The 14,219-nt window shown below is 56.0% G+C and carries 14 protein-coding genes; 2 read left to right on the plus strand and 12 right to left on the minus strand.

From position 1 onward, the window contains the following. Positions 1-55 precede the first annotated feature (55 nt). From HP459_RS03315 to xseB, 4 genes are all read right to left on the minus strand, one after another. Entirely contained in the window at positions 56-1,030 is a 975-nt protein-coding gene (locus HP459_RS03315; RefSeq protein WP_032624758.1) for an aldo/keto reductase, read from the minus strand. Between the two features lie 62 nt (positions 1,031-1,092). Continuing rightward, complete coding sequence (gene dxs / locus HP459_RS03320; protein ID WP_022647228.1) at positions 1,093-2,955, minus strand: 1-deoxy-D-xylulose-5-phosphate synthase; 1,863 nt, start codon at positions 2,953-2,955, stop codon at positions 1,093-1,095. 24 nt (positions 2,956-2,979) lie between these two features. After that, the gene (gene ispA, locus HP459_RS03325; RefSeq protein ID WP_022647229.1) at positions 2,980-3,879 is read right to left on the minus strand and encodes a (2E,6E)-farnesyl diphosphate synthase; all 900 of its coding nucleotides are present in this window, start codon (positions 3,877-3,879) and stop codon (positions 2,980-2,982) included. Next, positions 3,880-4,122 carry an exodeoxyribonuclease VII small subunit gene (gene xseB / locus HP459_RS03330; RefSeq protein WP_003859094.1) on the minus strand — a complete coding sequence of 81 codons (243 nt, stop codon included), beginning with the start codon at positions 4,120-4,122 and terminating at the stop codon, positions 3,880-3,882. It lies immediately after the preceding gene. A 178-nt stretch (positions 4,123-4,300) separates the two neighbouring features. Here xseB and thiI point away from each other — a divergent pair, with 178 nt between their 5' ends. Continuing rightward, positions 4,301-5,749 (plus strand): tRNA uracil 4-sulfurtransferase ThiI, encoded by a 1,449-nt coding sequence (gene thiI, locus HP459_RS03335; RefSeq protein WP_022647230.1) that lies wholly within the window; start codon positions 4,301-4,303, stop codon positions 5,747-5,749. Between the two features lie 87 nt (positions 5,750-5,836). On the opposite strand, the gene yajL is transcribed toward thiI, so the two are convergent. Both yajL and panE read right to left on the minus strand, forming a co-directional pair. Next, positions 5,837-6,427, minus strand: coding sequence for a protein deglycase YajL (yajL, locus tag HP459_RS03340; protein WP_022647231.1), 591 nt, complete (start codon positions 6,425-6,427; stop codon positions 5,837-5,839). Next, positions 6,390-7,301 (minus strand): 2-dehydropantoate 2-reductase, encoded by a 912-nt coding sequence (panE, locus tag HP459_RS03345; RefSeq protein WP_023299442.1) that lies wholly within the window; start codon positions 7,299-7,301, stop codon positions 6,390-6,392. The genes yajL and panE overlap by 38 nt, the downstream gene beginning before the upstream one ends. Positions 7,302-7,426: 125 nt before the next feature. On the opposite strand from panE, the gene HP459_RS03350 reads away from it, so the two are divergent. Further along, complete coding sequence (locus tag HP459_RS03350) at positions 7,427-7,918, plus strand: YajQ family cyclic di-GMP-binding protein (RefSeq protein WP_022647233.1); 492 nt, start codon at positions 7,427-7,429, stop codon at positions 7,916-7,918. A 32-nt stretch (positions 7,919-7,950) separates the two neighbouring features. Here HP459_RS03350 and HP459_RS03355 read toward each other — a convergent pair whose 3' ends face one another. The 6 genes from HP459_RS03355 to HP459_RS03380 form a co-directional block, all read right to left on the minus strand. Continuing rightward, positions 7,951-9,312: an MFS transporter gene (locus HP459_RS03355; RefSeq protein ID WP_022647234.1), complete on the minus strand. Its 1,362-nt coding sequence runs from the start codon at positions 9,310-9,312 to the stop codon at positions 7,951-7,953. Positions 9,313-9,426: 114 nt separating this feature from the next. Then, entirely contained in the window at positions 9,427-10,074 is a 648-nt protein-coding gene (fucA, locus tag HP459_RS03360; RefSeq protein ID WP_017383181.1) for an L-fuculose-phosphate aldolase, read from the minus strand. Between the two features lie 28 nt (positions 10,075-10,102). Continuing rightward, the gene (locus HP459_RS03365; protein ID WP_023299444.1) at positions 10,103-11,098 is read right to left on the minus strand and encodes a LacI family DNA-binding transcriptional regulator; all 996 of its coding nucleotides are present in this window, start codon (positions 11,096-11,098) and stop codon (positions 10,103-10,105) included. A gap of 60 nt (positions 11,099-11,158) precedes the next feature. Next, positions 11,159-12,748 carry an FGGY-family carbohydrate kinase gene (locus tag HP459_RS03370; protein WP_032621616.1) on the minus strand — a complete coding sequence of 530 codons (1,590 nt, stop codon included), beginning with the start codon at positions 12,746-12,748 and terminating at the stop codon, positions 11,159-11,161. Between the two features lie 11 nt (positions 12,749-12,759). After that, a complete protein-coding gene (locus HP459_RS03375; protein ID WP_000858088.1) occupies positions 12,760-13,710 on the minus strand; it encodes an ABC transporter substrate-binding protein in 951 nt (316 codons plus the stop codon). Between the two features lie 46 nt (positions 13,711-13,756). Further along, positions 13,757-14,219, minus strand: a 463-nt coding sequence (locus tag HP459_RS03380) for an ABC transporter permease (RefSeq protein WP_367671000.1), incomplete at its 5' end; no start/stop codon positions are given.

Raw genomic sequence — 14,219 nt, forward strand, 5'->3', positions numbered from 1 at the left:
TATTGCCGGGTGGCGCTGTGCTTACCCGGCCTACGGATTTTGTTCCCTGAATTGTTTATTTAAACCCTACTACCGGATGTTGCTGATACGGCGTCTCCAGCTCGGCAATCTGCTCCGGCGTCAACGATAAGTCCACCGCACTCAACAACTCGTCCAGCTGTTCTTCCCGCGATGTGCCCACAATCGGCGCGGCGACACCGCGCTTGCTCAGCAGCCACGCCAGCGCTACCTGTGCGCGCGTTGCACCGATATCGTCGGCGATCCCGGCTAATCGTTCGGCAATTAACGCATCGCTGGCTTCTGTATCGTCATACAGATTTTTACCTACTTCATCCGATACCAGCCGGGCGGTAGTTTCACCCCACGGACGGGTTAACCTTCCGCGCGCCAGCGGGCTCCACGGGATCACCGCCACGCCTTCCTGGTAGCAGAGCGGCAGCATCTCGCGTTCTTCTTCCCGGTAAATCAGGTTGTAGTGATCCTGCATAGTGACAAAGCGCGCCCAGCCGTTCTGCGCCTGGAGATCGAGCGCCTGAGCAAACTGTGAGGCATGCATGGACGATGCGCCGATGTAGCGCGCTTTACCGGCTTTCACGACGTCGTTCAACGCTTCAAGCGTCTCTTCGATCGGCGTGTTGTAATCCCAGCGGTGAATTTGCAGCAGGTCGACGTAATCCATGTTCAGGCGTCTGAGGCTGTCATCAATGGAGCGCAGGATCTGCGCGCGAGAAAGGCCTTCCGCCAGATCGCCTGACGGGTAATACACCTTGGTGGCGACCACAATCTCATCCCGACGGGCAAAATCTCGCAGGGCGCGGCCCACAATCTCTTCGCTGCTGCCGTCGGAGTAGCTGTTGGCGGTATCGAAGAAGTTGATGCCGCCGTCAATGGCGCGCTTAATGATAGGGCGGCTGCTCTCTTCCGGCAGCGTCCAGGCGTGATTTCCCCGGTCAGGCTCGCCAAACGTCATGCAGCCCAGGCAAAGCCGGGACACCTTGAGGTCTGTTTTTCCTAATGTCGTGTATTGCATGGTTCCGCTCCTGCTGTTTAAACAATACGTTTAAGCATAGCAGGAGCAGAAAAGGGGAGGGATCAGGCCAGCCAGGTGCGGATTTTAGCTTCGATACCGACGGCGTCCAGGCCAATGTCGGCGCGCGCCTCGTCCTGAGTGCCTTGCGGGATGAAGTGGTCCGGCAGGCCGAGATTAAGCACCGGAACGACTTTACGGTTCGCCATCAGCACTTCGTTCACGCCGCTACCCGCGCCACCCATGATGGCGTTCTCTTCCAGCGTGACCAGCACCTCATGGCTTTCCGCCATGCTCAGAATCAGAGATTCATCGAGCGGCTTCACAAATCGCATATCGACGAGCGTCGCATTCAGGGTTTCAGCGACTTTTGCCGCTTCCGGCATCAGCGTACCAAAGTTCAGGATCGCCACTTTTTCACCGCGACGTTTCACCAGACCTTTACCGATATCCAGTTTTTCCAGCGGCCGTAATTCAACGCCAAGGGCATTGCCGCGTGGATAACGTACCGCACAGGGACCGTCCTGATAGTGGTAACCGGTATACAGCATCTGACGACACTCGTTTTCGTCGCTTGGCGTCATGATCACCATGTCCGGGATGCAGCGCAGGAAGGAGAGGTCAAATGCGCCCTGGTGCGTCTGGCCGTCAGCCCCCACGATGCCCGCACGGTCGATAGCAAACAGCACCGGCAGCTTCTGGATGGCAACGTCATGGATCACCTGATCGTAGGCGCGTTGCAGGAAGGTAGAGTAAATCGCTACCACCGGCTTGTAGCCGCCAATCGCCAGGCCCGCTGCGAAGGTCACCGCGTGCTGCTCGGCAATGGCAACGTCGAAATACTGGTCCGGGTACTTTTTGGAGAACTCGACCATGCCGGAGCCTTCACGCATGGCAGGCGTCACCGCCATCAGCGTGTTGTCTTTCGCCGCCGTTTCGCACAACCAGTCGCCAAAGATTTTTGAGTAGCTCGGCATTCCGCCGCTGCTTTTCGGCAGACAACCGCTGGTATGGTCGAACTTGGGCACCGCGTGGAAGGTGATCGGATCTTTTTCCGCCGGTTCGTAACCACGCCCTTTTTTGGTCATGATATGCAGGAACTGCGGGCCTTTCAGGTCGCGCATGTTTTTAAGCGTCGTCACCAGACCTAACACATCGTGGCCGTCCACCGGGCCAATATAGTTAAAGCCCAGCTCTTCAAACAGCGTACCCGGCACGACCATGCCTTTGATATGTTCTTCGGTACGCTTAAGCAGCTCTTTGATCGGCGGTACGCCCGAGAAGACTTTTTTCCCGCCTTCGCGCAGTGAGGAGTAAAGCTTACCGGACAGCAGCTGCGCCAGATGGTTATTCAGCGCGCCGACGTTCTCGGAGATCGACATTTCGTTATCGTTGAGGATCACCAGCATGTCCGGTTTGATATCGCCCGCGTGGTTCATGGCCTCAAAAGCCATCCCGGCGGTGATCGCCCCGTCGCCAATCACGCAGACGGTACGGCGTTGTTTATTCTCTTTTTCAGCGGCAACGGCAATACCAATGCCCGCAGAAATGGAGGTGGAAGAGTGGCCGACGCTTAACACGTCAAACTCGCTCTCGCCGCGCCACGGGAACGGATGCAGGCCGCCTTTCTGGCGAATGGTGCCAATCTTATCGCGACGTCCGGTCAGAATTTTGTGCGGATAGGCCTGGTGGCCAACATCCCAGATCAGCTGATCGAACGGCGTGTTATAGACGTAATGCAACGCCACGGTCAGCTCAACCGTGCCAAGTCCGGAGGCGAAGTGGCCGCTGGAGCGGCTAACGCTGTCGAGCAGGTAGCGACGCAGCTCGTCACACAGCTTCGGCAGACTCTCTTTCGGCAACAGACGTAACTCCTGAGTGGAGTCAACTAACGCCAGTGTCGGGTATTTGGCAATATCAAAACTCATCAAAGGCTCATCGAGATATATAGTTTATTTATTACGCTGGATTATGTAGTCCGCTAGCGCTTCCAGTGCCGAGGTATCCAGCGATTGCGCGGCCAGCTCATTCAGTGACCGGCGGGCATCGTCTATCAGATCCCGGGCTTTACGTTGGGCATGCTCAAGGCCCAACAGGGCGGGGTAGGTACTTTTGCCAAGCTGCTGATCCGCACCCTGACGTTTTCCCAATGTTGCAGTATCGCCCACCACATCCAGAATGTCATCCTGAACCTGGAATGCCAGACCGATACTTTCTGCGTATCTGTCCAGAATCGGCAGGGCTTTACGCCCGCGTTCACCCGCGCTCAGCGCGCCCAGACGAACGGCTGCCCGAATCAGGGCGCCCGTTTTGTGACGGTGGATGCGCTCCAGCTGTTCCAGAGTTACCTGACGACCTTCAGCCTCTAAATCCAGCGCCTGGCCGCCGCACATCCCGGCGACGCCGCTGGCCATTGCCAGTTCGGACACCATTGCCAGACGATCGCGATCGCTCACTTCAACCATCGGCGCATCGCTCAGAATGGAGAACGCCAGGGTTTGCAGCGCATCACCCGCCAGAATGGCATTCGCTTCGCCGAACTTAATGTGGCAGGTCGGCTGACCGCGACGCAGATCGTCATCGTCCATGGCCGGCAAATCATCGTGGATCAGCGAATAGGCGTGGATACACTCCACGGCGGCTGCCGGGGCGTCCAGTGTGTTATCGCTGATACCGAACATATTGCCCGTGGCATACACCAGGAACGGACGCAGGCGTTTACCCCCCAAGAGTGCGCCATAGTGCATGGCTTCAACCAGAGGAGTGTTCTGAAAAGGCTGCGGCTCAATGAAACGGCGCAGCGCGTCGTTGGCGCGGATGACGCGCGCCTGAAGCGCGTTGGAGAAATCCATTTACTCGGCGTCCGGTGTGAATGGCGTGGTTTTAGCGTCTTCGCTGTCGGAAAGCAGGATCTGCACACGCTGCTCGGCCTGCTGGAGTTTTACCTGCCCCTGGCGCGCGAGCTGCACGCCGCGTTCAAATTCGTTGAGCGCGTCTTCCAGCGGGAGATCGCCGCTCTCAAGACGGGTAACGATCTGCTCCAGTTCACTCAGCGCAGTTTCGAAACTGGCCGGTGCGTCGTTTTTCTTCGGCATAGTGAATTGACTCTTAAATTTTTCGCCCTGACATGGTAACGGACTCGGGGCAATTATCAAATAACGCGAGTGGCGCGATGGTGGTATACTTGCGCGCCTGGATGCAGCCACGGGTGTGGGCTGCTGTATCATTTTCCACTACAAGCCTTTATAAGCTTGCCTAAGAAACATTGCCGCCATGAAGTTTATCATTAAATTGTTCCCTGAAATCACCATCAAAAGCCAATCCGTGCGTTTGCGCTTTATTAAAATTCTCACCGGGAACATTCGTAACGTATTAAAACACTACGACGAAACGCTCGCCGTGGTGCGTCACTGGGACCACGTTGAAGTCCGCGCGAAAGACGAAAACAAACGTCTTGATATTCGCGACGCGCTGACCCGTATCCCGGGTATTCACCATATTCTGGAAGTGGAAGACGTTCCCTTCACCGATATGCACGATATCTTCGAAAAGGCGCTGGTACAGTACCGCGATCAGATCGAAGGGAAAACGTTCTGCGTACGCGTGAAGCGCCGTGGTAAGCATGAGTTTAGCTCCATTGACGTTGAGCGCTATGTCGGCGGCGGTCTGAACCAGCACGTTGAGACGGCGCGCGTGCGCCTGACTAATCCGGACGTTACCGTTAATCTTGAGATCGAAAACGATCGCCTGCTGCTGGTTAAGGGCCGTTATGAAGGTATTGGCGGCTTCCCGATCGGCACGCAAGAAGATGTGCTGTCGCTGATCTCCGGCGGGTTCGACTCCGGCGTTTCCAGCTATATGCTGATGCGTCGCGGCTGCCGCGTGCACTACTGCTTCTTTAATCTGGGCGGCGCGGCGCACGAAATCGGCGTACGTCAGGTGGCGCATTACCTGTGGAACCGCTTCGGCAGCTCTCACCGCGTGCGTTTCGTGGCGATCAACTTTGAGCCGGTGGTCGGCGAAATTCTTGAGAAAGTGGATGACGGCCAGATGGGCGTGGTCCTGAAACGTATGATGGTGCGTGCGGCGTCCAAAGTGGCTGAGCGCTACGGCGTGCAGGCGCTGGTCACCGGTGAAGCACTGGGGCAGGTCTCCAGCCAGACGCTGACCAACCTGCGTCTTATCGACAACGTGTCTGATACGCTCATCCTGCGTCCGCTGATCTCTCACGATAAAGAGCACATCATCGATCTGGCGCGTAAAATCGGTACTGAAGATTTTGCCCGCACCATGCCGGAATATTGCGGCGTGATCTCAAAAAGTCCAACCATTAAAGCGGTGAAGGCGAAGATCGAAGCGGAAGAAGAGAACTTCGATTTCAGCATCCTGGAAAAAGTGGTGGCGGAAGCGTCCAACATCGATATCCGTGAGATCGCCCAGCAGACCGAGCAGGACGTGGTTGAGGTGGAGACGGTCAGCGGCTTCGGTGCTAACGATACGATTCTGGATATACGTTCTGTTGATGAGCAGGATGACAAGCCGTTGCAGGTGGAAGGCGTGGAGGTGGTTTCGCTGCCGTTCTACAAGCTGAGCACCCAGTTTGGCGATCTCGACCAGAGCAAAACGTATCTGCTGTGGTGCGAACGTGGGGTCATGAGCCGTTTACAGGCGCTGTACCTGCGCGAGCAGGGCTTCGCGAACGTGAAGGTGTATCGCCCGTAGCCTATTGCCCGGTGGCGCTTTGCTTACCGGGCCTACGGTACCGTACACTTGTAGGCCGGGTAAGGCGTAGCCGCCGCCCGGCTTTTTTTACTCGTAGTAGTTATAAATCCCTGCCGCCATCACCAGCGATGACGCCACTTCGTACGCTTTTTCGCGCCCGACCAGCAGGTCAATAATCTTCAGGCCAAAATCAATGGCGGTACCCGGCCCCTGGCTGGTGAGCAGGTTAACGCGCGGATCCCAGACCACGCGTTTATCCACCCACTGGTCTTCCGGAATCGTATCCTTCAGGCCTGGGAAGCCGGTCATATTGCCGATGGGGAAAATGTCGTGCGGAACCAGTACCGTACCTGCGGCCGCACAGATTGCCGCGACGATACGCCCGGAAAGATGAAACTGACGAACGGTTTCAACCAGCAGCGGGCTGTCGCGGAAACACTCCGCGCCCTTCAGACCGCCCGGCAGCACGATAATGTCGTAATCACCGTCCGCCACCTGTACAAGCGGTGCATCTGCCAGGATCTTGACTCCACGCGAGCAGGTAATCGCCAGACTTCCGTCGCTGGCGACGCTGGCGGTGGTAACCTTAATACCACCACGTACCATCAAATCAATGGTGGTGACCGCTTCTGTCTCTTCGCTACCAGGGGCGAGGCATACCAGTGCCGATGCGCTCATACTCACTCTCCTTTCGTTTTACTAACTCAAACAGACGGCTGTTTTCCGCAACGGTAATGCCGTGTGCCCGGGCGCGTTTTAACAGATAACCGGTAATGTAATCAATTTCGGTATGCCGCATAGCCCGGATATCCTGCAGCATTGAGGAGATATTTTCTGCCGTACTCTCAATGACCTGGTCGACATAATAACGTAAATCAGACTCTGAGGTGTGGTAGCCTTCGCGTTCAATGACGGCGGCAACTTCCCGGCAAATCAGCGCTAACCGATCGGGATGCTGGCGCAGATCACCGTTAGGGCAATCCAGCAGGGCAGTCAGCGGATTGATCGCGCAGTTGACCGCCAGTTTGCGCCACAGTTCTGCGCGAATGTTATTGTGCCAGGCGACGTCAGGCAGCGTGCTTTGCAGGGTATCCGCAAGATAGCTGTAATCGCCGGGCTGTTCACGCGCCGGGCCGATATGGGTGATGCCACTGGCAACATGAATAATGACGTTACCGTCGCGGCGTGCCGCGTGGGTGGTTGTTCCCATTAGCAGCGGTTGCCGGACAGACTTTAGCTCTTCAATGGTACCCATACCGTTGTGAATCAGCAGGACTGGCGTGCTTTCAGGTAATTGGGCGGCCAGGCTTTTCACCGCATCGGAGACCTGCCAGGCCTTCAGCGTGACCAGCAGCAGATCGCTGCTCGCGAGAAATTCCGGATCGTTTGCCGTCAAAGACTCGTTAAAAATTGAACCGTCTGTACCTATCACATTCACACTGCAATAGGGTTGGGGAATTCGCAGCCAGCCCTGAACGTCGTGTCCCTGTTTGCATAGCGCGCTAAGCCAGAGTTGACCAAGGGCGCCGCATCCAAGCACTGTTACTTTCATTGTTCCTCCTCACCTGCAACTGCGCCAGGTGCTAAGACGCTAAGTATAGCGCCATCAGCTAAGCTTCTCGTTATGCCTCGTTGCAGGTATTATGCAACGCAACAAAAATGAAGGGAGAAGAAAAGATGCCATCTTTCGATATTGTTTCTGAAGTTGATCTGCAGGAAGCGCGTAACGGCGTAGATAATGCTATTCGTGAAGTGGAGTCACGTTTCGATTTTCGTGGCGTTGAGGCGACCATTGAACTGAACGACGCGAACAAGACAATCAAAGTCCTGAGTGAATCTGATTTCCAGGTCAACCAACTGCTGGATATCCTGCGCGCCAAGCTGCTCAAGCGCGGCATTGAAGGGACCTCACTTGATGTACCGGAAGATTTTGTTCACAGCGGCAAAACCTGGTTTGTAGAAGCGAAGCTGAAGCAGGGGATTGAAAGCGCGGTACAGAAAAAAATCGTTAAGCTTATCAAAGACAGTAAGCTGAAAGTGCAGGCGCAGATCCAGGGGGAAGAGATCCGCGTGACCGGAAAATCCCGTGATGACCTGCAATCCGTGATGGCGCTGGTGCGTGGCGGCGATCTCGGTCAGCCATTCCAGTTTAAAAACTTCCGCGATTAAGACAATTATGCCCGGCTAAACCGGGCATTTTTTCAGGCCTTCAGCGCCTGCTCTACCTCAAAGCGGTTAGTCACTTTGCTGTCAATTTTGACATACGCACTGCGCTCTTCCGGGACAATCAGCACTTCGCTCACGCCCTCTGTCGCTTCCAGACGCTGTTGTAACGCGTCACCGATTGCCACGTCATCGGGAATTTCTACCCGCAGGCTACTCACATAGCGCGGCTCTTTCATGGTGCTGGCAACAAACAGCCAGAGCATCGCCAGTAGCGCACCGGCGAGGAACACGGTCTGAGAATCAAAAAGGCCGTCCACCCAGCCGCCGAGGGACCCGCCGATCGCCACGCCGAGAAACTGGCTGGTGGAGTAAATGCCCATCGCGGTGCCTTTGTATCCTGCCGGAGACTCTTTGCTGATAAGCGACGGCAGCAGGGCTTCCATCAGATTAAACGCCAGGAAGAACAGCTGTACACCTGCGATCAGCTCCCAGAAATGTGGGCCGGCGCCCCACAGCACAATCTCGGCAATCAACAGTAACGCCACGCAGCCCACGAAGACGCGTTTCATTTTGCGCTTCACTTCGGCGTAAATAATGAAGGGCACAACGGAGACAAACGAGATCAGCATTGTGACCAGATAAATTTTCCAGTGCTCTGCCGCCGGGAAACCTGCTGCGGCAAGTTGACCGGGCAGGGCGACAAAGGTGGACATCAGCAGAATGTGCAGGCACATAATGCCGAAGTTCAGCTTAAGCAGGCGCGGCTCGGCGATGACTTTGCTGAAGCAGCCTTTGACCATCCCGGATTCACGGTTCAGGACATGGTTTTTACTGTCCGGCACAACCCACAGCGTGAGTGCGATCCCGATGGTTGCCAGCACGGCTATCATCCAGAACAGGGCGTGCAGGCCGAGTGAATGGGTAATAATCGGCCCCAGCACCATGGCAATGGCAAACGTAACGCCGAAGCTGACGCCAATAAACGCCATGGCTTTGGTGCGGTTTTGCTCGCGGGTTAAATCTGACAGCAGCGCCATCACGGCGGCGGCAATCGCCCCGGAACCTTGCAGGGCGCGGCCAAGAATAATTCCCCAGATGGAGTGGGAGAGGGCGGCGATGATGCTGCCAAGTACAAACACCAGCAGCCCGCCGACTATCAGCGGTTTGCGACCCACGCGGTCGGAGAGCAGGCCAAAGGGGATCTGGAATATCGCCTGTGCCAGGCCGTAGATACCGATCGCCAGACCAATCAGCGCTTCGCTGGCACCCTGTAACGCCATGCCATATGTGGTCAGAACGGGCAGGACCATAAACATGCCAAGCATCCGCAGCGAGAAAACAGTCCCTAAACCCCAGGTCGCACGCAGTTCACCTGGCGTCATTTTATAATCGTTCATTACCACCTCTACCAAAAAGCAGGCCATAGTTTAGGCGGGGTGATAAGTGCGGTAAATAGGTGTTTGTTTAAGAGATATTACGAGGGTGTGATAAAAGCACCCCCGGATAAAAAATTACGCCTCGACGCGCAACCCGTAGCTTTTAAATTTCTCAAGAACAATGGCAATTTCATCGTCACTGAGTACCGGAACGGGATCCACGATCGCCAGCGTGGCCAGGTAGAGTTTTGCCAGCACCTCTACCTCCTGCGCCAGCCACAGTGCCTTCTCAAGATTTTCTTCGCAGGTGATCAGGCCGTGGTGCTGTAATAGCGTCGCTTTGCGATCGCGTAACGCGACCGCGACATGCTCTGACAGCGCGCGCGTCCCGAAGGTCGCGTAAGGCGCGCAGGGAATGGAGTTTCCCCCGGCGGCGGCAATCATATAGTGAATAGCAGGAATGGGGCGGTTGAGTATCGAGACGGCGGTACAGTTAACCGCATGGTTATGGACGACGGCGTTAGCATCCGGGCGGGTCTGATACACAACCTGATGAAAACGCCATTCGCTGGAGGGCAGTTTATCCTCTTCGTGTCGCCCCTGTGCATCGACATAGACGATACTCTCTTCGGTCAGATGCTCGTAGGGAATTCCGGTCGGCGTAATCAGCATACCGTCGCGATAGCGAACGCTGATATTCCCGGCGGTGCCCTGATTTAATCCCATGCGGGTCATCTCAAGGCAGGTGTCGATAATGTCTCTGGCTAATCGGGCTCGTTCCATTTTTTATTCTCCGGGTACAGTTTTATTTTTACTGGCGGGAACGTTTGACCAGCTTCATATCGACTTTCGCCGTCTCGTTGACCGCTTCGCCGTCGATGGCTCGCTGCATCAGTTCAAACGCTTTTTCCGCCCAGGTATCTTCATCCTGCTGCATGGACCAGACGCTGTTAGGCAGGAACCCCAGCATGGGGTGCTCATCGAAGGTGCCAATATTGATGTGTTGAGGCACGGTACCGGTACGCGTCCGCAGGGCTTCGATTGCCCCTTCCAGGACGGGTAACGATGAGGCGATAAACGCCTGCGGAACACCCTGGCTGTCGATAAGCGAATCCATCAGGGCATATCCCCCCTCCGGCGTATTGTCCGGCCCTTCGATGACCCACTCGCGATGGTGTATACCGGCTGTTTTCAGGGCCTGCAAATAGCCGTTCAGACGGTCCGTAATGCTGGGCAGTGCGGTATCGCCCACAAGGAACCAGAGCGGCGTTTTGCACTCTTCCAGCATATTGCGGGCCAGTTCATCCCCCCCAGCCTCGTTATGACTCTCTACCAGCGCGTTGTCAGTAAAGCCAAAATCCCGGTCAAGGAGCACCAGTGGCTTTTGGATCTGCCGCAAATGATGCTGCTGATTTTCCAGCGTCGAGGGAACGATAAATAAGCCGTCCACGTTGCGCGCCATCAGAGCTTTTACCAGCTTGTTTTCGTAATCCACATCGTTGTAAGTACAGCTGATCATCAGCTGGTAACCCGAACGGCGGCAGCGCAGTTCGAGTTTCTCGGCGAGCGTTGCAAAGAACACGTTTGAGATGTTGGGCACGATGAGCCCCAGCGTCTCGGTTTTGTTTAACTTCAGACTGCGCGCCGAATGGTTGAGGGTATAGCCGAAGCGCTCGACGTGTTCATTAATTCGGGACTGTGTTTTCACACTGATCCGATACTGTTCGGCTTTCCCGCTCAGTACCAGCCGCACGGTGGTGACGGATAAATTCAGATCCTTCGCTATCTGTTCAACTGTTTTGGCCATCGCTACGCCTCAATCCTTAACGTACGTAAAAACTGCTGATAAAGCATACGCATCCTGCCATTACATTTCCTGCTGCATCAGGAGATTAAGCGCCTGTTGCTGGGTCCACAGCATCAGGTACGCCTCATATTTTTGCCGGTGGAAGGCCGCGGTTTCCGGCCGACGGGTGATGATAGCGCCGGCTTTGACCATTTCCCGGGTGGCGTCGGTAAGCGTTGCCCATGCACCGCTCGCCACAGCGCCGCAAATGGCCGCGCCGAGAGTGACCGCATCTTCTTCGGCTAAAAGGTGAATATCGCAGCCTGTGGCATCGGCATACTCCCGCAGCCAGAGCCGGTTATGAGTAGCTCCACCACAAATGACAATGCGCGACAAGGTGTGCCCATGATGTTTCAGAGTATCCATAATGTGTCGTGTGCCGTAGGCAATGGCCTGTAGCGTAGCCAGATAGAGCCTCGCCAGCGCGCGCTCACCGGTCTCTAATGTCAGACCGACAACGCTGCCCCGGGCATCAGGACGCGAACGCGGCGAGCGGTTGCCGTGGTGATCGGCCAGAATGTGCAGGTTGCGGGTGGGATATTTTTCTTCCTGTTCAAGTGCGGCTACCCAGTCGTTGAGTAATGCCACCGGATGGCATTGCGCCGCTTCCGCTTTTGCAAACAGCTCTGCGCTGACTCCGTGCTCGCGCAACGTCCAGTCGACCAGCGCCCCGGCAGCACTTTGCCCGCCTTCCGTCAGCCAGTAGCCCGGCAGCATGGCGCTCCAGTAAGGTCCCCAGACGCCGGGCGTATGGATCTCCGTCTGACTGGCAAGCATATGGCAGTTCGAGGTTCCGCTGATGAGCGCCAGCGTGCCTTCCGGGTGTGAGCCCGTCAGCGCCACGCCACCCGCGTGGGCATCGATCATGCCGCTTGCCACAACCACTTCTTCGGACAAACCCAGAGCTTGCGCTGCCTGCGGGCTAAGTTTCCCGACGCATTCAGCGACGTCCAGAATAGTGCCGGGAATTTTTGTCAGTAAGTTTTCCAGCCCCACCGCTCTGAGCAGCGATTCGCTGAACTGCGCCTCATGCGCAAGGTAGTTCCATTTGCAGGTGAGGGTGCACAGGCTGGCGACGTCCTGGCCCGTCGCTTTCCAGACCAGAAAATCGGCAAGGTCGTAAAAGCGCCAGGCCTGATTCCAGGTTTCAGGATGATGCCGCTGCAACCACAGCAGTTTTGGCAACTCCATCTCGATGCTGACCTCGCCGCCCACGTAGCACAGGGCCGGATCGCGTGTGGCATTGATGTGAACGGTTTCTTCGTGAGCACGATGATCCATCCACATAATGATGTCCTGCGATGCCGGACTGTCCGGGGAGACGCTCAGGCCGTTACCGTCAGCATCCAGCGCGACCAGCGAGCACGTGGCGTCGAAGCCAATCGAACGAATGGCGTCAGGTGAAATCCCAGAGGAGTCGACGGCTTCCCGCACCACCGCACAAACCTGCTGCCAGATTTCCACAGAGGATTGTTCCACGCGCGCGTTGCTGGCGTGAAACTGCGAAATCGGACGGGTCGCGAAGCTCAAACGCTCGCCTTGCGCAGAGTAAAGCCCTGCACGAACGCTGGCTGAACCTACATCTACCCCGAGGAAATAGCCGTCACTCATCATGAACTTCCTTATTTTTTACCAAACGGATGCAGCAGTTTATCAATTTCAGGCGTGTTGATATTCTGCGCATTGACATATTTCACTGGAATATCAATTTCTTTGGCCACCGTCTGTCCGGAAATCACCGCGTTCAGCGCTTTTATGCCCTGATAACCAATCTGATAGGCGTCCTGCACCACGAAGCCCTGAATCACACCGTTTTTAAGGAAGTTAATGATGGCTTCGGTGCTGTCAAAACCGATGACTTTTACTTTGCCCTTCAGATTCTGGCTGTCGATAGCGTTCGCAACGCCCAGGGTTGAGCCTTCGTTGGTGGCATAAATACCGGCGATATCCGGGTTGGCCTGAACCATATCAATGGTTTTATCCATCGCTTTTTGCGGGTCGCCATCGCTGTATTGCACCGGCAGTACCTGAATATTCGGGTACTTCTCTTTCATCCGCTCGCTGAACCCTTCAGAGCGCTCAATGGCGGACGTCGTCCCGGCTACGTGAGCGATAATACCCACTTTCCCCTTCTGGCCTACCTGCTCCGCCAGCGCATCCGCAGCCTGTGCGCCCGCCTTACGGTTATTGGTGGCGACAAAGCTGGCCGGGATATCCGAGTTCACGCCCGAGTCGAAGGTCACCACTTTGATCCCCCGGCTGTTGGCGGTTTCGACCAGCGGGGCAAGGGCGTTTGCATCAAGTGCGGCCAGCAACAGGCCGTTTGGTTTTTGTGCCATGGTGTTTTCGACTAACTGGATCTGTTCGGCGATTTGCGTTTCATCGGCAGGGCCAACGTAGCTGGTTTTGTCACCCAACTCTTTTGCGGCAGCTTCCGTTCCCATTTTGACCGTCTGCCAGAATTCGTGCTGGTAACCTTTACTGACCACCGGCAGGTTTAAATCTTTTGCCAGCGCGCTGCTGGACAGGATGGCAACGAGCGACAGGGCGCTCAGGATATGGCTGGTTTTCATTATTTTGCTCCGTTGTAGGGTTGGCAGGGCTTGTTGTATCGAGAACCTAACGCATTCTTTTACGTAACGTGTCCAGGTAGACGGCGGCAACGACGACCACGCCCATCGCCACCATCTGCCAGAACTGGGACACGCCCATGAGATTGAGGCCGTTTTTCAGCACGCTCATAATGAACGCGCCTATGATGGTGCCGCCAATCGTGCCCACGCCGCCCATCAGACTGGTACCGCCGATCACTACCGCCGCAATGGCTTCCAGCTCATAACCCACGCCCACGGTTGGCTGGCCTGAGTTGAGACGAGAGGCGAGGATCACCCCGGCCACGCCGGTTAACAGGCCGCAGAAGGCGTAAACGAAAATTTTCACTCGCTGGACTTTGATCCCGGAAAGGTGTGCCGCCGTTTCATTGCTGCCGACAGCGTAGATATAGCGGCCCATCACCGTTTTCTTCAGGATCCACATGGCGATCAGTGCCACGATGACCAGGTAGAACACCGGATAAGGCAGA

The sequence above is a fragment of the Enterobacter sp. CM29 genome, from assembly GCF_013179605.1.
Taxonomy (GTDB): domain Bacteria; phylum Pseudomonadota; class Gammaproteobacteria; order Enterobacterales; family Enterobacteriaceae; genus Enterobacter; species Enterobacter intestinihominis.